A 19,283-nucleotide genomic window follows, 5' to 3' on the forward strand; every position below is an offset into this window, starting at 1 on the left:
CTTTAGTCTGGCTTACATGTTGGACTTGAACCGGCTCAAGGCTCTTCACGCAGTGCACATCTACGGGTCGGTGGGCGCGGCGGCCGACGCGCTCATGGTCACGCCGTCGGCCGTGTCCCAGCAGATCGCCAAGCTGGAGCGGGAGACCGGCGCCAGGCTCATGGAGCGCAACGGCCGCGGCGTGCGCCTGACGGACGCGGCCGGGCTGCTGGCCGAGCACGCCGAGCGCATCCTCGCCCTGGTCGAGACCGCCGAGGCCGACTTCGAGGCGCTGCGCGGCGAGGTCGTCGGCCGGCTGAACATCGCGGCCTTCCCCACCGCGACCCGCGGCATCATGCCGAAGGCGCTGGCCGCGCTCCGCGAGCGCCATCCCGACCTGTGGATCCAGCTCAACGAGCGCGAGCCCGAGCGGGTCGTCCGCGACGTGGCCAGGGGCGAGCTGGACCTGGGCGTCATCCAGGACTGGCTCAACAGGCCGATGGCGCTGCCCGACGGCCTGTCCAAGGCCACGCTGCTCGACGACATCGCCGACGTGGCCCTGCCCGCCGGTCACCTGCTCGCCGATGCCAGGGAGGTGGAGCTGGCCGACCTGCACGGCGAGCGTTGGATCAGCTCCTCGCCCGGCACCGTCTGCCATGACTGGCTGGTGTTCACGCTGCGCAACGCCTCGCTGGAGCCGGTGATCGCGTGCATGGCGGACGAATACCCGACCCAGCTCGCGCTGGTGGCGGCCGGCCTGGGCTGCGCCATCGTGCCGCGGCTCGGCCGCGACTGCGTGCCCGCCGGCGTGCGGCTGGTGCCGATCAGGCCGCGGCAGTCGCGCCGCATCTATGCGGTGTGGCGGGCGGACGCGGCGCGCCGTCCCGCGATCAGGGCTTTGGTCGAGGCTCTCGCCGAGGCGAGCAGGGTGCAGGAAAACGCCTGGGCGGTCAACTGACCGTGTGACCTGATCCAGCGGATAGGCTTTCCAGACCATGGCTGAAACCACCGTCGTCCACCTTCTGCGCCACGGTGAGGTGCACAATCCCAGCGGCATCCTCTACGGCAGGCTGCCCGACTACCACCTGTCCGAGACAGGTCAGCTCATGGCCGAGACGGTCGCCAAGGCGGTCGGCGGTCGTGACATCGTGGCTCTCTACAGCTCGCCGCTCGAGCGTGCCCTGGAGACCGCGGCCCCGCTCGCCGAGAAGCTCGGCCTGGAGATCCAGGAGGACATCCGGCTGATCGAGGCCGGCAACCTTCTCGAGGGCCGCCCGGTCGGGCAGGGGATGGCGCTGTTTCGCGACTGGCGCAACTACCGCTATTTCTGGAACCCGCTGCGCCCGTCATGGGGCGAGGCATACCCGGCCATCGTCGAGCGCATGAAGTCGATGGTCGAGGAGGCCAGGGCGGCGGCCCGCGGGCACGAGGCCGTGCTCGTCAGCCACCAGCTTCCGATCTGGGCGATCAGGATGGCCGCCGAGGGCCGCAGGCTCTGGCACGATCCCCGGCGCAGGCAGTGTGCGCTGGCCAGCCTCACCACGCTCACGTTCGACGGCAACCGGCTGATCAGCATCGGCTACAGCGAGCCCGCCGGGTCGCTGAACGCCGGGCCGTCCGTGCCCGGCGCCTGATCCCGAGGTCACCCGATGTCAGGGGCGTACGCCCCCGCCGGTAGAGTTGCAAGCTCTACCGGTCGTAGTACAAGGAGATCTTCCTCCGTGCGCGCCAAGTCCATCTCCCTCGTCCTCCTGGCCGTGCTGGTCGGGGGCTGCGCCGGCAACCAGAGCGGGCAGCCGCAGGCGGGTGACACCCGGTTCGTCGCGGGCGACGGGAAGATGCAGGTGTTCGCCGCGGGCGAGCGCAAGGCCGCACCGGCCATCCAAGGTCCGACCCTCGATGGGGGCAACGCCTCGCTGGCCGCGCACAAGGGCAAGGTCGTGGTGCTCAACTTCTGGGCGTCGTGGTGCGGCCCGTGCCGGGCGGAGGCGCCGGTGCTCAAGGAGGTCGCGGCCAAGACCAAGGGCAGCGGCGTGGAGTTCCTCGGCGTCGACTTCAAGGACCGCCAGGCCGACGCGCTGGCGTTCGAGCGCACCGAGAAGACCGGCTACCCCTCGATCTTCGACCAGCCGGGCAAGGTGGCGCTGGCCTTCCAGGGCACCGTGCCGCCGGCGGCCATCCCCTCCACGTTGATCATCGACAAGCAGGGCAGGATCGCGGCCAGGGCGCTGGGCGCGGTCAAGTACACCGACTTGATGGACACGGTGACCAAGGTGCGCGATGAGTGACGTCGTGGCCTCCGGGTCGCTGCTGGTGGCGGTGCCGATCGCGGTGCTGGCCGGGGTGGTGTCGTTCCTGTCGCCGTGCGTGCTGCCGCTGGTGCCGGGCTACCTGTCGTACGTGACGGGCATGAGCGCCGACCCCAAGCGGGGACGGCTGGTGCTCGGGACGGCGTTGTTCGTGGCCGGCTTCGGCGTGGTGTTCGTGCTCAGCGGGGCGTTGTTCGGCGGGCTCGGGTCGGTGCTGCTGGGCAACGCCGAGATCATCACGCGCGTGCTCGGGGTGCTGACGATCCTGCTCGGGCTGGCGTTCCTGGGCGTGGTGCCCGGGTTGATGCGGGACGTGCGGATCCACCGGTTGCCGGCCGCGGGGCTGGCCGGGGCGCCGTTGCTCGGGGTGGTGTTCGGGCTGGGGTGGACGCCGTGCATCGGGCCCACGCTGGCCGTCGTGCTGGCGCTCGGGCTCAACGAGGGCAGTGCCGCCCGCGGGGCGCTCCTGGCCGTGGCGTACGCGCTGGGCCTCGGGCTGCCGTTCGTGGGCGCGGCGCTCGCCTACAGCAAGGCGCTGCGCACGTTCCGGGCCATCCGCAAGCACTCACGTCTGATCACCAGGATCGGCGGCGGCATGATGGTGGCCGTCGGCCTGCTGCTGGTGACCGGGGTCTGGGGACAGATGATCGCGGGCATGCAGGGGCTGATCGGCGCATTCGAGCCGGTGATCTGATGAGCGTTCAGGAGCTGGAGAAGGAGCAGGCGCCCAAGCAGGCCGGGTTCGGGCTGGTGAGCTGGCTGCGGTGGGGATGGCGCACGCTCACCTCGATGCGGACGGCGCTGATCCTGCTGTTCCTGCTGGCGCTCGGCTCGGTGCCCGGCTCGCTGGTGCCGCAGCGCGGCGTCGAGCCCGACAAGGTGGCGCGGCTCTACGAGCAGAACCCGGCGCTGGCCGAGTGGTACGACAGGTTCCAGCTGTTCGAGGTGTTCACCTCCACCTGGTTCGCGGCCGTCTACCTGCTGCTGTTCACTTCGCTGATCGGCTGCGTCATCCCGCGCACCGCCATCTACCTGCGCGAGCTGCGCCGCAAGCCGCCCGCCGCGCCGAAAAACCTGTCGCGGCTGCCCCACGCGGCCGCCTTCGAGGAGGACCTGGAGGTCGAGGAGGCCGCCCGGCGGCTGCGCAAGCTGCGCTTCCGCGTCGTCACCGGGGACGGCTGGGTGTCGGCGGAGAAGGGCTACCTGCGGGAGACGGGAAACCTGTTCTTCCACATCGCCCTGCTCGGCGTCCTGCTCGCGATCGGCGCCGGCTCCTCGTTCGGCTACCGCGGCAACGTCCTGGTCGTGGAGGGCGACGGGTTCGCCAACACGGTGGCCGCCTACGACCGGTACATCCCGGGCAGTCAGGTGTCGGCCGAGTCGCTGGAGCCGTTCTCGCTCCAGCTGGCCGACTTCAAGGTCGCCTACCAGGTCGCCGGCGACAAGAAGGGGCAGGCGCTCGACTACACAGCCCATCTCAAGGTCAACGACTCGCCGGACGCGCCCGCCCGGGACTTCGACCTCAAGGTCAACACGCCGCTCGAGGTCAACGGCACGCAGACCTACCTGATCGGCAACGGCTACGCCCCCGTCTTCAAGGTCACCGACGGCAAAGGACAGGTGGCGTTCGAGGGTGCGGTGCCGTGCTTGATCGAGGACAAGGCCACGATGACCTCGGGATGCGTGGTCAAGGCGCCGGACGCGCAGCCAGAGCAGCTGGGCTTCCTGCTGCGGTTCCTGCCCACCAGCGTGCCGCTGACCGACGGCACCTATGCCTCCGCCTTCCCCGGGGAGCTCAACCCCGAGGTGCAGCTCATCGGGGCCTTCTCCGGCGACCTGGGCATGCGCTCGGGCAAGCCGCAGTCGGTCTACGAGCTCGCGCCGTCCGAGGTCATGAAGAAGCTCAAGCCGCTCGTCATGGGCACGAACGTGCCCAAGCCGCTCGCCGCCGGGCAGTCGGTCGACCTGCCGGAAGGGGCGGGCAAGCTGGAGTTCGTGGGGGTGAAGGAGTGGATCACCCTCCAGATCGCCTACGACCCGGGGCGGGTGCCCGCCCTGGTGTTCGCCGGGACGGCCGTCGTCGCCATCGCGCTCTCGCTCATGATCCGGCGGCGCAGGGTCTTCGTGCGGGTCAAGGAGGGCCCCGATGGGGGCAGGGTCGAGGTGGGCGGCCTGACCCGCACCGAGGGCTCCGCAGCGGGCTTCGCCGAGGAGTTCGCCGACATCGTCAAGGTTCTATCGGCAGGAGAGAAGGATGTCCGCTGAGCAACTGGCCGAGGCGAGCGACTATTTCGTCGTCGCCGCGGTCCTGCTCTACGTCTTCGCCATGGTCGCCTTCGCGACCGAGCTGGCCTTCGGACGCTTCCGGCCGGGCAAGAAGGCCGACGGAGCCGACGCCGAGCGGCACGCCGACCGGCAACCGGTGGCGGTCGGAGTGGCGGCGGCCGGCTCGGCCGGCTCGGCCGGCTCGGCCGGCGCCGTCGACGCCGGCGCGGTGGGGCCCGGCGGAGCGACCGTGGCCGGAACGGCCGAGGGCCAGGACGGGCAGTCGCCGGGGGCGGCCAGGGCCGGGACGGTGGCGCTGGTGCTCGCCTGGGTCGGCTGGGTTGCCAACCTGGGGGCCATCGCCACCCGCGGCCTGGCCGTGGAGCGGTGGCCGTGGGGCAACATGTACGAGTTCGTGGTGGCCATCTGCTTCGCCGCCGTGACCGCGTTCCTCGGCACCCAGCTACGCCACAACGTCCGCTTCCTCGGTGCCTTCGTCATGGTGACGGCCGCGCTCGGGCTCGGGCTCGCCGTCAAGGTGTTCTACACGGCCGCGGGGCCCGTCGTGCCCGCGCTGAACTCGTACTGGATCGCCATCCACGTGACCGCGGCGATCATCGCCAGCGGCCTGCTGACCATGGCCGGCGTCGCCGGCATCCTCTATCTGCTGCGCGGGGACGGGATGTCCCGCCTGCCGGCCCGTGAGGACCTGGAGCGGGTGGCGCACCGGGCGATCGTGTTCGCCTTCCCGCTGTGGACGTTCGCGGTGATCGCGGGAGCGTTGTGGGCGGACCGCGCTTGGGGCCGCTACTGGGGCTGGGACCCCAAGGAGGTCTGGTCGTTCATCACCTGGGTGGCTTACGCGGCCTACCTGCACGCCAGGGTGACGGCCGGATGGCGCGGGCGGGCCGCGACGATCGTGCAACTGGTGGCGTTCGCCTGCCTGCTGTTCAACCTGATCGGCGTCAACATCTTCATCAGCGGTCTGCACAGCTACGCCGACGTGTGACCTAGCCCAGGTCGTCACCCCGCATCCGGCGGTCGAGGTCGCGCAGGAAGTCAGGGTCGTCGTCGGGACCCTTCGGCATGCCGGGGCCGGGGGGCACCGGCCAGACCTCCCGCGGGGTCCGCGGGCGGCCGCGCGCCAGCCAGACCAGGCCGCCGAGCAGTGGGACCAGCACGACGACCAGGATCCACAGGGCCTTTGGTACGTTCCTAACCTCGTCTTCCGGTGAAGTGATCACGTCGAAGATGGAAAAGAGCCAGAAGGCCAGCAGCGCCAGGCCGATCAGAACACCTGCCATGCCCGAACTGTAAGCCATTCGCCACGTGATCGTGCTTCCGGTTGTCCCGTTTCGGGTGACTTGGAGAAGATCCCCGTCGTACCGTGGAGTGTCCGCAGGCTGCCACGGGCGTTGAGGGGTGCGATGGCCTTTTCCAACGACAAGGGCCGCCATCGTCGTGGCCGCTGGTGGCGGCGCGGGTCGTACCTGTTCTCGCGCCGTGCGGAGGCCCCGCGAGGGGCGGAGCGCTCATTCTGGTCCAACGCCCGTGAGAGGCTCCAGGAGGCCCGGAGCGGCCCGCCGGAGGGCCAGGGGCTCAACGGCGCCAAGCGACGCCGCTGGCCGGGCGCTGAGCGGCCGGAGCGGCCGCTGTGGCCGGGCGAGCACGAGCGGGCACGTCCCGAGGTTCAGAAAACGACCTGGGACGGCTTCGCGGTGCGCGAACGCCACGAGCTGTCCGCGGCCGTGATGGAGCGCCCCAGCTACTCCTGGTACGACTTCGAGCTCGACGACCGCCCCCTCAGGGCGCAACCGCACCGGCCGGACGTGCCGTCCATGGGCGACGGCCTGCGCCACTGCGGGAAGCTGGAGCGGATCCTGCACCGTCAGTGGGACGCCAGGCTGGGCCCGCCGCCGCCCGACGTCGTCCGCGCCGTCGAGAGCCTCGCCAGGCTGCCCGACCGGCTGAAGGAGAAGCTCGCGAACGGCCTGGAGGGCATCTACGTCGGCCCCGGCGGCGTGCCCGACCTCGACGACATGGGCTACTTACGCGGCGCCCCGTTACCGTCGGGCCGCGCCACGTGGGACATCTGCGCCGGCGCCTACGGAGACCGCAAGATCGTCGTGGGTGACCGCCCCTCGCCCACTCCTGACGTGATGATGCACGAGGTCGGCCACGCCATCGACGACATCGACTCGGCCTACGGCGACTGGGTATCCGATTCGCCAGAGTTCGTGCACCTCTACGAGGGGGCCAGGCCCATCCTCGCCTCGGCCTTCCACCGCCAGGGCGGCGGGCTCGGGCGCAAGGAGTTCTTCGCTGACGCCTTCGCCGCCATCGCCGCCCGGCAGCGTCCCGCACTCGTCGACATGCTCGGGGGCGACACGCGGATGGCGCTCAACGTCATGCTGTTCTTCAACCGGCGCTACGGAATCTAGGTGGTTCGGTCATGTACGTCATCCGGCTCGCGGACGGGACCTTGCGCGTACCGCAGAGCCTGACCAGCGAGGACGGCCGCCTGATCGGCAACGCCTACGTGGAGGTGCAGCCCGGCGACGCGGACTACGAGCAGTGGCTGGCCGAGTCGCTGACGGAGGAGGAGGCAGCGACGCGCCGCAAGCGCTGGGAAGAGGAGAACGACGACCTGGAGCGCGAGTTCCTGGAGTTCAAGGCGGAGCAGGAAGAAGACGCCTGATCAAGCAGAGGACAGGCGCCAGCCACGGTCGGCGGTTGGCGCCGCCCCATGCTTGCCGTACGGAAGTGTGCCGGGAAGCACGCGAAAAGTGGGGTCCGCCGGCGGTGACCCTGCCATGGTCACAGGATCACCGTCTGCGCGGATCGTCATACGCGCGGGGACTCACCTGTCGGCCTGTCGGCCGTAAGAACGTCCTCGCCTCGGAGAAGGGCGTGCACTTCCGACTCGCGGAAACGCCGGTGCCCTCCGGGGGTGCGGATACTGCTGATGCGGCCTGCCGCAGCCCAGCGTGTAACCGTCTTTGGGTCTACCCGGAAGAGGGCGGCAACCTCTCCTGGGGTCAGCAGACGCTCGCTGCTACTCTCCACCAATCTCTCCCCCTCGCATCCCGCTTCCTGCCAGCGGGCGGACAGGTAACCAGTGTGTCGAGCGAAGCCTGATTTATCCGTGGTTTTCTACAAAGATCACGGGTTGTTATCAGCTGACTGCCCGATTGTTATATGATAGAGCCTCTTTGGGGCTCTCGTGGGTGTTTCTTTACGAAACTCCCTAACTGGGAACAGTAGCAGCGCACGCGTCCGATGCGAAGAGCGACCGGTCCGCAGGCCCGAGTAACCTCGAACCTGTGCGTCCCGTTCTCGTTTACACCGCGTCGCGGATCGGCCTGTTCATCGTGACCCTCGGTGTGCTGTACCTGCTCGGCCTGACAAATCCGCTGTTCTTGATCCTGGGTGCCTTCTTGATCAGCGGTCTGGCCAGTTACGTCCTGCTGTCCAAGCAGCGTGACGCCATGAGCGAACGGATCAGCGACAAGATCGACCGGCCGAAGCCGCAGGACGACTAGGGCAGAGGGAACATGCCAATCCGGGCATGGTACTCCCGTCCGAGTCTCGTTGTGTCACTACCGACAAGTAGTCCGGTGTGATGCGCTGAAAACGCCTTCACGCCGATGCCGCGCTCCCGTGTGGGATTCCAACTGAGGGCCTTTCCGGTGCGCGGATGAATGGCGCCGATGCCTGGCCGTGCGACCGCTCCAGGGCCGGCCGAGTCCCGCCCCCGCGGATTGTCCAGCCAGCGCTGATGCCCGCCGACGAAGACGGCCGCCCCCGTCACCGCGACCGCGTAGAGCGAGTCGCCGCCCGTGGCGTTGACCCAGGTGGGCCGGATGTTCGAGCCCTTCGCGTACGTCTCGAACCTGGCGGCCGTGTCGCACATCCCGCCTCTGGGGCCCCCTGTGGTGACGACCGCGAAGTAGCTGCCGTCGGGCGCGAAGTCGAGCCCGCGGACGTAGGAGGGGAACGCGGAGGCGCATTTGCGCGCGTACGCCGAGGTCCGCCACGGCGCGACCTTGGCCACGGGGCCGCTGACGTCGATCAGCCCGAGCTGGGGCCTGGAGTGGCCGTCGAGCGTGGTGAACGTGCCGTCCACGGCGAGCCGCCCCCGCGAGACGGCCAGCGAGTAGACCTTGGCCGCGGCGGTCAGCGGTGCTCCCGGTGTGATGGCGAAGCCCGGGTCGGCCGCCCCCGTGGTCGCGTCCAGCCTGGCCAGCGCCTCGCGCGGGCCGACGAAGTCGCCGCCGACGTACAGCTTGCCGCCCTGCCTGGCCAGCGCGGACACCGAGCCGCCGACGATGCGCGGCCGGAAGCCCGGCACCAGCGCGCCGTCGGAGATCCGCAGCCTGGCGAGCGCTCTGGCGCGGGCGCCGTTGACGCCGTAGAACTCGCCGCCGACGTAGACGGTGCCGTGCTCGCCCGCGGCCAGCCCGTAGACGGGGCCGGTCACGATGGGCGCGAAGTCGGGCAGGATCCGGCCGGTGCGCAGATCGAAGGCGAACAGGTTGTGCCGAGGCAGGGCGGTGGCGCGTTCGGCGTCGGCCACCTCGCTGAACGCGCCGCCGACCACGGCGGTGTGGCCGACGACGGCGATGGTGTTGACGATGCCGTCGAGCACGTGGGGGGTGCTGTCGATCGGGTCGGCCGTCACGACGCGGGCGTGGGCGATGGGGGCGGCGGCGACGGGGCGCCCCTCCGCGACGAGGGCCGAGGCGATGATCACCGCAAGGGCGACACGGGCAAGCATTCCCCAACTTCTAGCAGACAGTCAGTAATGCCGTGGCTACTTTCCGTTGATTGTCCTGGATGGCCATAAGCTTTCAGGCATGACGCGTGCTCAGTTGGACAAGCAGCCGGACGAGGTCGCCGCGATGTTCGATCGCACCGCCCGGCGCTACGACCTGGTCAACGACGTGATCTCCCTCGGGCAGGTCAGGCTCTGGCGCAAGGCGGTGGCCGCCGCCGTCGACGCGGGCCCGGGCGAGCTCGTTCTCGACTTGGGTGCCGGCACCGGCACGTCCACTGACGCGTTCACCACGCTCGGCGCGCGCGCGATCGCCTCCGACTTCTCGCTCGGCATGCTCCGCACGGGCGTGCGCCGCCACGGCGGCAACGCGCTGAGCGGTGCGGGGGTGCCGTTCATCGCGGGGGACGCGTTGCGGCTGCCGTTCGCCGACGACTCCTTCGACGCGGTGACGATCTCGGTGGCGCTGCGCAACGTCCATGACACCGCGCAGGCGCTGCGCGAAATGCTGCGGGTGACCAAACCCGGCGGGCGGCTGGTGATCCTGGAGTTCTCGCATGTGACGGTGCCCGCTGCCGACCTGGTCTACCGCGAATATCTGATGAGGCTGCTGCCGAAAGTGGCCAAAGTCTTCGGGTCCAATGACGATTCCTACGAATATCTGGCCGAGTCGATCCGGGATTGGCCCGACCAGGCCACGCTCGCGGGGATCATTCAGCGGGCGGGCTGGGAGCGGGTGGCCTGGCGCAATCTCACGATGGGGATCGTCGCCCTGCACAGGGGGTTCAAGCCACTGTGATGTCACGGGCGACACACCGTTCCTCTTGGATCACAGAACAGCACCCCGACTGCCACTATGTACAGGAAAAGCAGTAGACTGCGGGCCGACAAGTTTGTGAAGGGGTTCACAAAGGAACGAAGGCGCGCCACCCCACGGCCTTCGCGCGTGTAGGACAGGACAGGTCTAGTGACCGTGCCAGCAGCCACTCAGGCTGACGCTGACGTCATCGTCGTCGGCGCCGGTCCCGCCGGTTCCGCAACTGCCTTTTACCTCGCTCAGGCCGGGCTCGACGTGCTGGTCCTCGAGAAGACCAGCTTCCCCCGCGAGAAGGTCTGCGGCGACGGGCTGACCCCCCGCGCGGTCAAGCAGCTGCAGAACATGGGCGTCGACATCGACGCGCCCGGCTGGGTCAGGAACAAGGGCCTGCGGGTCGTCGGCGGCGGCCACCGATTCGAGCTCGACTGGCCGCAACTCGAGCGTTTCCCCGACTTCGGGCTGGTCCGCACCCGCATGGACTTCGACGAGATCGTCGCGGCCAACGCGGTCAAGAACGGCGTGCGGATGATGGAGGGCGTCACCGTCACGGGGCCCGTGCTCGACGACCGCAGCGGCCACATCGTCGGCGTGACGACCAAGGACGGGCGGACCTACCGCAGCCGCGTGGTGGTCGCCGCCGACGGCAACAGCACCCGGCTGGCCGTGGGCATGGGGCTGCACAAGCGCGAGGACCGGCCGATGGGCGTGGCCGTCCGCACCTATTTCCAGAGCCCCCGGCACGACGACGACTACCTCGAGATCTGGCTGGAGCTGTGGGACGGCGAGACGCTGCTGCCCGGCTACGGCTGGATCTTCGGCGTCGGCGACGGCACCGCCAACGTCGGGCTTGGGCTGCTCAACACCAGCGACCAGTTCAAGAACATCGACTACCGTGACCTGCTGCGCCGCTGGTGCAAGGCCATGCCGGCCGACTGGGAGTTCACCGAGGACAACATGACGGCCCCGATCCGCGGCGCCGCGCTCCCGATGGCCTTCAACCGGCAGCCGCACTACACGCGCGGGCTCGTGCTCGTCGGCGACTCGGGCGGGTCGATCAACCCGTTCAACGGCGAGGGCATCGCCTATGCCATGGAGACCGGCGAGATCGCCGCCGAGGTCATCGCGAAGGCGCTCAAGGGCACCACGCCCGCGCAGCGCGAGCGGACCCTGCGGACCTACTCCAAGACGCTGAAGGACGCCTACGGCGGATATTTCACGCTCGGCAGGTTGTTCGTCGAGGCGATTGGGAAGCCGGGTGTGATGAGCTTCGGCACCAGGCACGGGCTCCCTCACCCGAGGCTGATGCGCTTCGCTCTCAAACTCCTTGGTAATCTCACCGACCGGCGAGGCGATGCGTCAGACAAGATCATCAACGCACTCTCGAAGGTCGCCCCACCAGCATGAATCCCGCAATTAACAGATCCTGCTGCGCGCCGGCGCGCGCGGCGACTCCAGAGGAGGCGTAGCGATGGACCTTTACGTGCCCATCCTGGTGCTCGCCGTTCTCGCGGGGGGCTTCGCGATCTTCTCGGTCGCCATCGCTCCCTTCACCGGCCCCAAGCGCTGGAACCGCGCCAAGCTTGACGCCTATGAATGCGGCATCGAGCCGACGCCCCAGCCCGTCGGTGGCGGACGGTTCCCGCTCAAATACATGGTCACCGCGATGCTCTTCATCGTGTTCGACATCGAGATCATCTTCCTTTATCCGTGGGCGGTCTCGTTCGCGCCGCAGACGGACGACCTCGGCCGCGTGCTCTCCTCGGGCCTCGGGCTGTTCGCGCTCGTGGAGATGCTGCTGTTCATCGTCACCGTGCTCGTCGCCTATGCGTACGTGTGGCGCCGCAAGGGTCTGGACTGGGACTAAAAATGGGACTTGAAGAAAAACTCCCCAGCGGGTTCATCCTCAGCACGGTCGAACAGGCCGCCGGATGGGCACGCAAGAACTCCGTATGGCCGGCCACCTTCGGGTTGGCATGCTGCGCCATCGAACTGATGGCCACCGGCGGCCCCCACTACGACCTGGCGCGCTTCGGCATGGAGCGCGCTTCGGCGTCTCCTCGCCAGGCCGACCTGATGATCGTCGCCGGGCGTGTCTCCCAGAAGATGGCCCCCGTGCTGCGCCAGATCTACGACCAGATGGCCGAGCCCAAGTGGGTCATCGCCATGGGCGTGTGCGCCTCCAGCGGCGGCATGTTCAACAACTACGCCATCGTGCAGGGCGTGGACCACGTCGTGCCGGTCGACATCTACCTGCCGGGCTGCCCGCCGCGGCCCGAGATGCTGATCGACTCCATCGTCAAGCTGCACGACAAGATCCAGAACATGAAGTTCGGCGCGCACCGCGCCAAGCAGATCGAGGAGCTCGAGCTGCGGGCGCTGCGCACGCTGCCACTGATCGACCAGGAGGCCGCGAAGTGACCTCGCCCGACAACCTCCCCGGCAGCCCGGACAGCGGTGAGACCCCCGAGGTCGCCGAGGTAGCGGTGCCCGAGGCGCCCATCGCCAGGCGCGGCATGTTCGGGGCATCGGACACCGGCGACACCTCCGGCTACGGCGGCCTCGTCGTGCGGCGGGCGCCGCAGATCTCGACGCCCCGCCCGTACGGGAGCTACTTCGACGAGATCGTCGACACCCTGGCGTTCGACGACGCCATCGAGCGCGTGGTCGTGGACCGCGGTGAGCTGACCCTGCACGTCAAGCGCGAGCGCCTCGTCGAGGTGTGCCAGAAGCTGCGTGACGACCCGGCGCTGCGCTTCGAGCTGTCGCTCGGCGTGTCCGGCGTCCACTACCCCCACCTGGTGGGCGAGGAGCTGCACGCGGTCATCCACCTGTGCTCGATCACCTATAACCGGCGCGTGCGCGTCGAGGTGAGCGCTCCTGACGCCGACCCGCACATCCCATCGACTGTGAGCGTTTACCCTGGTCACGACTGGCATGAGCGGGAGACGTACGACTTCTTCGGGATCGTCTTCGACGGCCACCCCGCGCTCACCCGGATCATGATGCCGGACGACTGGGACGGTCACCCGCAGCGTAAGGACTACCCGCTGGGCGGCATCCCGGTCGAATACCGCGGCGCCACCATCCCCGCGCCGGACCAGAGGAGAAGCTACTCATGAGCACCGCTTATGACGAGGCGACCGAGGGCAAGGTCTACTCGGTCAACGGCGGCGACTGGGACCAGGTCGTCGCCGGGGCGCGCGACACCGAAGAAGAGCGCCTGGTCGTCAACATGGGCCCGCAGCACCCGTCCACCCACGGCGTGCTCCGTCTGGTCCTGACCCTCGACGGCGAGACGGTGACCGAGGCCCGCGGCGTCATCGGCTACCTGCACACCGGCATCGAGAAGAACACGGAGTTCCGGACGTGGACCCAGGGGACCACGTTCGTGACCCGCATGGACTACCTCGCGCCGATCTTCAACGAGACCGCCTACAGCATGGGCGTGGAGAAGCTGCTCGGCATCACCGACCGCGTCCCTGAGCGGGCGCAGGCCATCCGCGTGATGATGATGGAGCTCAACCGCATCGCCTCGCACCTGGTGGCCATGGGCACGTTCGGCATGGAGCTGGGCGCGACCACGCCGTTCCTGTTCGGGTACCGCGACCGCGAGATGGTCATGGACCTGTTCGAGTACATCACCGGTCTGCGCATGAATCACGCCTACGTCCGCCCCGGTGGCGTCAGCGTGGACCTGCCGGCCGGCGCGGTGGACAAGGTCGGCGAGTTCCTCAAGGAGATGCCCAAGCGCATCCTGGGCATCCGCAAGCTTCTCGACGAAAACCCTGTCTACGTGCGCCGCACCAAGGACGTGGCCTACCTCGACCTGACCGGCTGCATGGCGCTCGGCGTCACAGGACCGATCCTCCGCGCCGCGGGCCTGCCGTGGGACCTTCGCAAGTCGCAGCCCTACTGCGGCTACGAGACGTACGAGTTCGAGGTCCCCACCGAGCGCGGCTGCGACGTCTACTCGCGCTACCTCGTGCGTATGAAGGAGATGGAGGAGTCCCTCAAGATCATCGAGCAGGCCCTGGACCGCATCGCCGGTCCACTCAAGGGCGACCCGGTGATGATCGAGGACAAGAAGATCGGCTGGCCCGCGCAGCTCGCGCTCGGCCCCGACGGGTTCGGCAACTCGCCCGACCACATCGCCCACATCATGGGCACCTCGATGGAGGCCCTCATCCACCACTTCAAGCTGGTGACCGAGGGCTTCAGGGTGCCGGCCGGGCAGGCGTACGCCGCCATCGAGTCGCCGCGGGGCGAGCTCGGCGCGCACGTGGTCAGCGACGGCGGCACCCGGCCCTACCGCGTGCACTTCCGCGAGCCGTCCTTCTGCAACCTGCAGAGCTTCCCCGCGATGGCGGAGGGCGGCCAGGTCGCCGACGTGATCGCCGCGGTGGCATCTATCGACCCCGTCATGGGAGGTGTGGACCGGTGACTTACTCACCGGATGTCCGTGAGCGTCTTGAGCGGGACGCCAAGGAGATCATCGGGCGCTACCCGAAGACGCGGTCGGCGCTGCTGCCGCTGCTCCACCTCGTCCAGTCCGAGGACGGTTACGTCTCGGACGACGGGCAGGAGTTCTGCGCGGAGATGCTGGGCCTCAGCAAGGCCGAGGTCACGGGCGTGGCGACCTTCTACACCATGTACAAGCGCAAGCCCGTCGGTGACTACCACGTCGGCGTGTGCATCAACGCGCTGTGCGCGGTCATGGGCGGCGACGAGATCTGGGAGGAGCTGTCGGAGCACGTCGGCGTCGGTCACGACGAGGCGACCCCGGACGGCAAGGTCTCGCTGGAGCGCCTGGAGTGCAACGCGGCCTGCGACTTCGCGCCCGTCATGATGGTCAACTGGGAGTTCTTCGACAACCAGACGCCCGGGTCGGCCAAGCAGCTCGTCGACGACCTGCGTGACGGCAAGGACGTGCGGCCCACGCGCGGCCCGAAGAAGCTGTGCACCTTCAAGGAGGCCTCGCGGGTGCTCGCGGGCCTGCCCGACGACCAGGCGGGCGACGGCCCGTCGGCGGCCGGTCCCTCGCTGGAGGGCCTGAAGGTGGCCAAGGCCAGAGGATGGAAGGCCCCGGAGGCATGACGACGACTTTGACACCGGTCCTGACGGCGAACTGGGACCAGCCCAACTCCTTCACCCTCGACGTCTACGGCGAGTACGAGGCGGCCAAGAAGGCGCTGGGCATGGACCCCGACGCCGTCATCCAGGCCGTCAAGGACTCGGGCCTGCGCGGCCGCGGCGGCGCGGGCTTCCCCACCGGCATGAAGTGGGGCTTCATCCCGCAGGGCGACGGAAAGCCGCACTACCTCGTCGTCAACGCCGACGAGTCGGAGCCGGGCACCTGCAAGGACATCCCGCTGATGATGGCCAACCCGCATGCGCTGGTCGAGGGCATCATCATCACGTCCTACGCGATCCGGGCCAACCACGCCTTCATCTACGTGCGGGGCGAGGTCCTGCACGTGATCCGGCGGCTGCACGCGGCCGTGCGGGAGGCGTACGAGAAGGGTTACCTCGGCAGCGACATCTTCGGCTCGGGCTACGACCTGGAGCTGGTGGTGCACAGCGGTGCGGGCGCGTACATCTGCGGCGAGGAGACGGCGCTGCTCGACTCGCTGGAGGGCTTCAGAGGTCAACCGCGGCTCAAGCCCCCGTTCCCGGCCGTGGCGGGCCTCTACGCCTCGCCCACTGTGGTCAACAACGTCGAGTCGATCGCCAGTGTTCCCTCGATCATCGCCAACGGGGCCGACTGGTTCGCCGGGATGGGCACCGAGAAGTCCAAGGGCTTCGGCATCTTCTCGCTCAGCGGCCACGTGACCCGCCCCGGCCAGTACGAGGCGCCGCTCGGCATCACGCTGCGCGAGCTGCTCGACATGGCCGGTGGCATCCGCGAGGGGCACCAGATCAAGTTCTGGACCCCGGGCGGCTCCTCCACGCCGATCTTCACCGACGAGCACCTGGACGTGCCGCTCGACTTCGAGGCGGTCGGTGCCAAGGGCTCCATGCTCGGCACCCGCGCGCTGCAGATCTTCGACGAGACCACCTGCGTGGTCCGCACCGTGCTGCGGTGGACGGAGTTCTACGCGCACGAGTCGTGCGGCAAGTGCACGCCGTGCCGCGAGGGCACCTACTGGCTCAAGCAGGTGCTCAAGCGCCTGGAGAAGGGCCAGGGCACCGAGGAGGACCTGACCACGATCACCGACATCGCGGACAACATCCTCGGCCGCTCGTTCTGCGCCCTGGGCGACGGCGCGACCAGCCCGATTCACTCCTCCGTGAAGTACTTCCGTGAGGAGTACCTCAAGCACTTCGAGATCGGCGGCTGCCCGTTCGACCCGAAGAAGTCCACTCTCTGGGGTGAGCAGTGACCGTCGTAGAAACAGAAACGAACCTGGTGACCCTGACCATCGACGGGTTCCAGGTCAGTGTCCCCAAGGGCACCCTGATCATCCGGGCCGCCGAGCTGCTGGGCATCCAGATCCCCAGGTTCTGCGACCACCCCCTGCTGGACCCTGCGGCCAACTGCCGTCAGTGTCTGGTCGACATCCCTGACGCGGGCAACGGCCGCGGCTTCCCCAAGCCGCAGCCGTCGTGCGCGATCGAGGTGGCCGAGGGCATGGTCGTGCAGACCCAGCTGACCTCGCCGGTCGCCGAGAAGGCGCAGCGGGCGGCGATGGAGTTCCTGCTCCTCAACCACCCGCTGGACTGCCCGGTCTGCGACAAGGGCGGCGAGTGCCCGCTGCAGAACCAGGCCATGTCCAACGGTCGCGGCGAGTCCAGGTTCCAGGAGCAGAAGCGCACCTTCCCCAAGCCGCTGCCGCTGTCCACGCAGGTGCTGCTGGACCGTGAGCGCTGCGTGCAGTGCGCGCGCTGCATCCGCTTCTCCGACCAGATCGCCGGCGACCCGCTCATCGAGTTCTTCGAGCGCGGGGCCAAGGAGCAGGTGCGTACGGCCGACGGCAAGCCGTTCAACTCCTACTTCTCCGGCAACACGGTGCAGATCTGCCCGGTCGGCGCGCTCACCGGCGCCGCCTACCGGTTCCGTGCCCGCCCGTTCGACCTGGTGTCCACGCCGAGCGCGTGCGAGCACTGCGCCGCCGGTTGCGCCCAGCGCACCGACCACCGGCGCGGCCGCGTGACGCGCCGCCTGGCCGGCAACGACCCGCAGGTCAACGAGGAGTGGAACTGCGACAAGGGCCGCTGGGCGTTCACCTACGCCACGCAGCCCGACCGGCTCAAGACGCCACTGATCCGCAACGAGGAAGGCGTGCTCGTGCCGGCCTCGTGGCCGGAGGCGCTGACCGTCGCCGCCGAAGGCCTGGCCAAGGCCCGCGGCAAGGCGGGTGTGCTGGTCGGCGGCCGGGTCACGGTCGAGGACGCCTACGCCTACGCCAAGTTCGCCAGGCTCGCGCTGGGCACGAACGACATCGACTTCCGCGCCAGGCCGCACTCCGCCGAGGAGGCGCAGTTCCTGGCCCACGCGGTGGCCGGCAAGGGCATCGAGGTCAGCTACAGCGACCTGGAGAACGCCCCGCACGTGCTGCTCGTCGGGTTCGAGCCCGAAGAGGAGTCCCCGATCGTCTTCCTGCGCCTGCGCAAGGCGTGGATGAAGAAGGGGCTCAAGGTCAGCTCGATCGCGCCGTTCGCCTCCCCGGGCCTGGCGAAGATGGGCGGCACGCTCATCCGCACCGCGCCCGGCGTAGAGGCCGACGCGATCGGCGACCTGGTCGGCACGCTGCCCGAGGGCACGATCATCCTGGCGGGCGAGCGACTGGCCACCGTGCCCGGCGCCCTGTCCGCCGCGGTGCGCCTTGCCGCCGCCTCCGGCGGCAAGCTCGCTTGGATCCCGCGCAGGGCCGGTGAGCGCGGCGCGGTCGAGGCCGGCGCGCTGCCCAACCTGCTGCCGATCGGCCGCCCGGTGGACGACGAGACCGCCAGGGCCGAGGTCGCCAGGGCGTGGAACGTGTCCTCGCTGCCCGCCGCCCCGGGCCGCGACACCGCGGACATCCTCACGGCCGCCCGCGACGGGGACATCGACGCGCTGGTCGTGGCCGGCGTCGACCCGTACGACCTGGCCGACCCGGCGGCGGCGCTCGACGCGCTCGAGCACACGCCGTTCATCGTCAGCCTGGAGATCCGCGCCAGCGCCGTCACCGACCGCGCCGACGTGGTGCTGCCGGTCGCCGCCGTGCAGGAGAAGGCCGGCACGTTCGTCAACTGGGAGGGCCGAGGCCGCTCGTTCGAGGCGCCGCTGAAGGTTCCCGGTCTGCAGAGCGACCTGGCCGTGATCGGCAATCTAGCCGACCGGATGGACGTGCACCTGGGCCTGCCGGACGCCAAGGGCGCCCGCCGCGAGCTGTCCACCCTGGGCGCTTGGCGCGGCAGCCGGGTCAGCGCCCCCAACGCCTTGACCCGCACCCAGGAGGTGCCGGAGGCGGGCCAGGCGCTGCTGGCCACCTGGCACCTGCTGCTCGACGACGGCAGGCTGCAGGACGGCGAGCCGTACCTCGCGGGCACCGCCCGCACCGTCGAAGCACTGGTCTCCGAGAGCACGGCCGCCGAGCTGGGCGTCGCCGACGGCGACAAGCTCGTCGTCGGCGACAACGTGACGCTGCCGGTGCGCGTCGCCGACCTGCCCGACCGGGTGGTCTGGGTGCCTTCGAACTCCGGCGGCTGCTCGGTCACGCGCGACCTGCGTGCGGTGGCCGGCGACATCGTCACCATCGGGAGCGCCTCATGATCCACGTTCTCGCGGCCGATCCCACCCTGGCCAACTTCGGCCAGGACCCGGTGTGGATCACCATCATCAAGGCCGTGATGCTGTTCGTCTTCCTGATGCTGGGCGTGCTGTTCGGCGTCTGGTTCGAGCGGAAGCTGATCTCGCGGATGCAGAACCGCTACGGCCCCAACCGGGCCGGTAAGTTCGGCCTGCTGCAGTCCGTGGCCGACGGCCTGAAGATGGGCCTGAAGGAGGACCTTTTCCCCAACACGGTGGACAAGGTGCTCTACCTGCTGGCGCCGATCATCATGGTGGTGCCGGCGTTCCTGGCCTTCTCGATCGTGCCGTTCGGGCCGATGGTCAACCTGTTCGGCGTGCAGACGCCGCTGCAGCTGGTGGACCTTCCGG

Annotated in this window: 22 protein-coding genes; 19 read left to right on the forward strand and 3 right to left on the reverse strand. The window is 69.2% G+C overall.

Annotated features, from left to right (window positions below):
- The first annotated feature begins 16 nt into the window (after positions 1-16).
- The 6 genes from ACTWQA_RS40620 (at position 17) to ccsB (ending at position 5,562) form a co-directional block, all read left to right on the forward strand.
- On the forward strand, positions 17-937 hold the full coding sequence (locus ACTWQA_RS40620; RefSeq protein WP_443164223.1) for a LysR family transcriptional regulator: 921 nt from the start codon (positions 17-19) through the stop codon (positions 935-937).
- A gap of 37 nt (positions 938-974) precedes the next feature.
- The gene (locus ACTWQA_RS40625) at positions 975-1,613 is read left to right on the forward strand and encodes a histidine phosphatase family protein (RefSeq protein ID WP_443164224.1); all 639 of its coding nucleotides are present in this window, start codon (positions 975-977) and stop codon (positions 1,611-1,613) included.
- 87 nt (positions 1,614-1,700) lie between these two features.
- The gene (locus ACTWQA_RS40630) at positions 1,701-2,267 is read left to right on the forward strand and encodes a TlpA family protein disulfide reductase (RefSeq protein ID WP_327586315.1); all 567 of its coding nucleotides are present in this window, start codon (positions 1,701-1,703) and stop codon (positions 2,265-2,267) included.
- Positions 2,260-2,982 carry a cytochrome c biogenesis CcdA family protein gene (locus tag ACTWQA_RS40635; protein ID WP_443164225.1) on the forward strand — a complete coding sequence of 241 codons (723 nt, stop codon included), beginning with the start codon at positions 2,260-2,262 and terminating at the stop codon, positions 2,980-2,982. The genes ACTWQA_RS40630 and ACTWQA_RS40635 overlap by 8 nt, the downstream gene beginning before the upstream one ends.
- Positions 2,982-4,553, forward strand: coding sequence for a cytochrome c biogenesis protein ResB (resB, locus tag ACTWQA_RS40640; protein WP_443164226.1), 1,572 nt, complete (start codon positions 2,982-2,984; stop codon positions 4,551-4,553). The genes ACTWQA_RS40635 and resB overlap by 1 nt, the downstream gene beginning before the upstream one ends.
- Positions 4,543-5,562, forward strand: a complete 1,020-nt coding sequence (gene ccsB, locus ACTWQA_RS40645; protein WP_443164227.1) for a c-type cytochrome biogenesis protein CcsB — start codon at positions 4,543-4,545, stop codon at positions 5,560-5,562. The genes resB and ccsB overlap by 11 nt, the downstream gene beginning before the upstream one ends.
- Before the next feature lies 1 nt (position 5,563).
- On the opposite strand, the gene ACTWQA_RS40650 is transcribed toward ccsB, so the two are convergent.
- Positions 5,564-5,857: a PLDc N-terminal domain-containing protein gene (locus ACTWQA_RS40650; protein WP_443164228.1), complete on the reverse strand. Its 294-nt coding sequence runs from the start codon at positions 5,855-5,857 to the stop codon at positions 5,564-5,566.
- Between the two features lie 123 nt (positions 5,858-5,980).
- On the opposite strand from ACTWQA_RS40650, the gene ACTWQA_RS40655 reads away from it, so the two are divergent.
- The gene (locus ACTWQA_RS40655; protein ID WP_443164229.1) at positions 5,981-6,994 is read left to right on the forward strand and encodes a hypothetical protein; all 1,014 of its coding nucleotides are present in this window, start codon (positions 5,981-5,983) and stop codon (positions 6,992-6,994) included.
- An 11-nt stretch (positions 6,995-7,005) separates the two neighbouring features.
- Complete coding sequence (locus tag ACTWQA_RS40660) at positions 7,006-7,251, forward strand: hypothetical protein (RefSeq protein WP_327586309.1); 246 nt, start codon at positions 7,006-7,008, stop codon at positions 7,249-7,251.
- A 146-nt stretch (positions 7,252-7,397) separates the two neighbouring features.
- Here ACTWQA_RS40660 and ACTWQA_RS40665 read toward each other — a convergent pair whose 3' ends face one another.
- Positions 7,398-7,619, reverse strand: coding sequence for a BldC family transcriptional regulator (locus ACTWQA_RS40665; protein ID WP_181616591.1), 222 nt, complete (start codon positions 7,617-7,619; stop codon positions 7,398-7,400).
- Between the two features lie 257 nt (positions 7,620-7,876).
- Between ACTWQA_RS40665 and ACTWQA_RS40670 the strand changes: the two genes are divergently transcribed.
- Complete coding sequence (locus tag ACTWQA_RS40670) at positions 7,877-8,095, forward strand: DUF4229 domain-containing protein (RefSeq protein WP_305914419.1); 219 nt, start codon at positions 7,877-7,879, stop codon at positions 8,093-8,095.
- On the opposite strand, the gene ACTWQA_RS40675 is transcribed toward ACTWQA_RS40670, so the two are convergent.
- On the reverse strand, positions 8,092-9,330 hold the full coding sequence (locus ACTWQA_RS40675) for a hypothetical protein (protein WP_443164230.1): 1,239 nt from the start codon (positions 9,328-9,330) through the stop codon (positions 8,092-8,094). The two genes, ACTWQA_RS40670 and ACTWQA_RS40675, sit on opposite strands and share 4 nt — an antisense overlap.
- A gap of 79 nt (positions 9,331-9,409) precedes the next feature.
- Here ACTWQA_RS40675 and ACTWQA_RS40680 point away from each other — a divergent pair, with 79 nt between their 5' ends.
- The 10 genes from ACTWQA_RS40680 to ACTWQA_RS40725 form a co-directional block, all read left to right on the forward strand.
- Entirely contained in the window at positions 9,410-10,126 is a 717-nt protein-coding gene (locus ACTWQA_RS40680; protein WP_443164231.1) for a demethylmenaquinone methyltransferase, read from the forward strand.
- A 168-nt stretch (positions 10,127-10,294) separates the two neighbouring features.
- Positions 10,295-11,548 carry a geranylgeranyl reductase family protein gene (locus ACTWQA_RS40685; RefSeq protein WP_443164232.1) on the forward strand — a complete coding sequence of 418 codons (1,254 nt, stop codon included), beginning with the start codon at positions 10,295-10,297 and terminating at the stop codon, positions 11,546-11,548.
- 64 nt (positions 11,549-11,612) lie between these two features.
- Positions 11,613-12,008 carry an NADH-quinone oxidoreductase subunit A gene (locus ACTWQA_RS40690; RefSeq protein WP_111175515.1) on the forward strand — a complete coding sequence of 132 codons (396 nt, stop codon included), beginning with the start codon at positions 11,613-11,615 and terminating at the stop codon, positions 12,006-12,008.
- 2 nt (positions 12,009-12,010) lie between these two features.
- Positions 12,011-12,562, forward strand: a complete 552-nt coding sequence (locus tag ACTWQA_RS40695; protein ID WP_443164233.1) for a NuoB/complex I 20 kDa subunit family protein — start codon at positions 12,011-12,013, stop codon at positions 12,560-12,562.
- Between the two features lie 95 nt (positions 12,563-12,657).
- Positions 12,658-13,263, forward strand: coding sequence for an NADH-quinone oxidoreductase subunit C (locus tag ACTWQA_RS40700; RefSeq protein WP_443164242.1), 606 nt, complete (start codon positions 12,658-12,660; stop codon positions 13,261-13,263).
- Entirely contained in the window at positions 13,260-14,585 is a 1,326-nt protein-coding gene (locus tag ACTWQA_RS40705) for an NADH-quinone oxidoreductase subunit D (protein ID WP_443164234.1), read from the forward strand. The genes ACTWQA_RS40700 and ACTWQA_RS40705 overlap by 4 nt, the downstream gene beginning before the upstream one ends.
- Positions 14,582-15,238 carry an NADH-quinone oxidoreductase subunit NuoE gene (gene nuoE / locus ACTWQA_RS40710; protein ID WP_443164235.1) on the forward strand — a complete coding sequence of 219 codons (657 nt, stop codon included), beginning with the start codon at positions 14,582-14,584 and terminating at the stop codon, positions 15,236-15,238. Before ACTWQA_RS40705 ends, nuoE begins: the two co-directional genes overlap by 4 nt.
- On the forward strand, positions 15,235-16,524 hold the full coding sequence (gene nuoF / locus ACTWQA_RS40715) for an NADH-quinone oxidoreductase subunit NuoF (RefSeq protein WP_443164236.1): 1,290 nt from the start codon (positions 15,235-15,237) through the stop codon (positions 16,522-16,524). Before nuoE ends, nuoF begins: the two co-directional genes overlap by 4 nt.
- Positions 16,521-18,896 carry an NADH-quinone oxidoreductase subunit G gene (locus ACTWQA_RS40720; RefSeq protein WP_443164237.1) on the forward strand — a complete coding sequence of 792 codons (2,376 nt, stop codon included), beginning with the start codon at positions 16,521-16,523 and terminating at the stop codon, positions 18,894-18,896. Before nuoF ends, ACTWQA_RS40720 begins: the two co-directional genes overlap by 4 nt.
- Positions 18,893-19,283, forward strand: a 391-nt coding sequence (locus ACTWQA_RS40725) for an NADH-quinone oxidoreductase subunit H (protein WP_443164238.1), incomplete at its 3' end; no start/stop codon positions are given. The genes ACTWQA_RS40720 and ACTWQA_RS40725, both read left to right, overlap by 4 nt.

The organism is Nonomuraea sp. 10N515B, from assembly GCF_052245915.1.
Taxonomy (GTDB): domain Bacteria; phylum Actinomycetota; class Actinomycetes; order Streptosporangiales; family Streptosporangiaceae; genus Nonomuraea.

Bases quoted from the DNA above. Each gene is read 5' to 3' on its own strand.
- ACTWQA_RS40620 (WP_443164223.1), top strand. From the start codon at position 17: ATGTTGGACTTGAACCGGCTCAAGGCTCTTCACGCAGTGCACATCTAC.
- ACTWQA_RS40625 (WP_443164224.1), top strand. From the start codon at position 975: ATGGCTGAAACCACCGTCGTCCACCTTCTGCGCCACGGTGAGGTGCAC.
- ACTWQA_RS40635 (WP_443164225.1), top strand. From the start codon at position 2,260: ATGAGTGACGTCGTGGCCTCCGGGTCGCTGCTGGTGGCGGTGCCGATC.
- resB (WP_443164226.1), top strand. From the start codon at position 2,982: ATGAGCGTTCAGGAGCTGGAGAAGGAGCAGGCGCCCAAGCAGGCCGGG.
- ccsB (WP_443164227.1), top strand. From the start codon at position 4,543: ATGTCCGCTGAGCAACTGGCCGAGGCGAGCGACTATTTCGTCGTCGCC.
- ACTWQA_RS40650 (WP_443164228.1), bottom strand. From the start codon at position 5,857: ATGGCAGGTGTTCTGATCGGCCTGGCGCTGCTGGCCTTCTGGCTCTTT.
- ACTWQA_RS40655 (WP_443164229.1), top strand. From the start codon at position 5,981: ATGGCCTTTTCCAACGACAAGGGCCGCCATCGTCGTGGCCGCTGGTGG.
- ACTWQA_RS40660 (WP_327586309.1), top strand. From the start codon at position 7,006: ATGTACGTCATCCGGCTCGCGGACGGGACCTTGCGCGTACCGCAGAGC.
- ACTWQA_RS40675 (WP_443164230.1), bottom strand. From the start codon at position 9,330: ATGCTTGCCCGTGTCGCCCTTGCGGTGATCATCGCCTCGGCCCTCGTC.
- ACTWQA_RS40680 (WP_443164231.1), top strand. From the start codon at position 9,410: ATGACGCGTGCTCAGTTGGACAAGCAGCCGGACGAGGTCGCCGCGATG.
- ACTWQA_RS40690 (WP_111175515.1), top strand. From the start codon at position 11,613: ATGGACCTTTACGTGCCCATCCTGGTGCTCGCCGTTCTCGCGGGGGGC.
- ACTWQA_RS40695 (WP_443164233.1), top strand. From the start codon at position 12,011: ATGGGACTTGAAGAAAAACTCCCCAGCGGGTTCATCCTCAGCACGGTC.
- ACTWQA_RS40700 (WP_443164242.1), top strand. From the start codon at position 12,658: ATGTTCGGGGCATCGGACACCGGCGACACCTCCGGCTACGGCGGCCTC.
- ACTWQA_RS40705 (WP_443164234.1), top strand. From the start codon at position 13,260: ATGAGCACCGCTTATGACGAGGCGACCGAGGGCAAGGTCTACTCGGTC.
- nuoF (WP_443164236.1), top strand. From the start codon at position 15,235: ATGACGACGACTTTGACACCGGTCCTGACGGCGAACTGGGACCAGCCC.